This is a genomic window from Photorhabdus heterorhabditis (genome assembly GCF_018448905.1).
In the GTDB taxonomy this organism is placed as follows: Bacteria; Pseudomonadota; Gammaproteobacteria; order Enterobacterales; family Enterobacteriaceae; genus Photorhabdus; species Photorhabdus heterorhabditis.
In genome coordinates, this window is sequence record NZ_RCWA01000171.1 from 1 (window position 1) to 662 (window position 662).

Annotated in this window: 1 protein-coding gene; it reads left to right on the forward strand. The window is 55.1% G+C overall.

What is annotated here, in order from left to right:
* The coding region (locus EAE89_RS23130) for an AMP-binding protein (RefSeq protein WP_214086682.1) at positions 1-662 on the forward strand (662 nt) is incomplete at both ends.

A 662-nucleotide genomic window follows, 5' to 3' on the forward strand; every position in this document is an offset into this window, starting at 1 on the left:
TCGATGAACTTCGACCTGTCGATTTTTGAATGTCTGATGCCGTTGTCCCGGGGGGGGGCGATTCATCTGGTGGATGATGCCCTGTCATTGATGCAGCAGGCTTTGCCGGTGAGCTTACTCAACTCAGTCCCGTCTGCCATGAAACCGTTATTGCAGGCACAGGCGCTGATGGCGTCGGTTCAGACGGTCAATCTGGCCGGTGAACCGCTGAAACGGGCCTTAATTGAACAGATTTTCGAAGAAACGCAGATACAGCGGTTATGTAATCTCTATGGGCCTTCGGAAACGACAACCTATTCCACCTGGCTGTCGATACAGCGGGGAGAACGGATTGTTGAGAGTATCGGGCGTCCGATAGCCAATACCTGTATTTACCTGCTGGACGAGTACGGTCAACCGGTGCCACTGGGGGTGGTGGGTGAGATTTACATTGGGGGCGCGGGGGTGGTGCGCGGTTACCTCAATCGCCCGGATTTGACTGCGGAACGTTTCCTTATCGATCCGTTCAGTGATAAACCGGGCGCCCGCATGTATCGTACCGGGGATCTGGCCCGCTACCTGCCGGAGGGCAATCTGGAGTTCCTGGGCCGTAACGACCATCAGGTTAAAATCCGTGGTTTCAGGATAGAGCCGGGGGAAATTGAAGCCCGGTTGGTAGAACA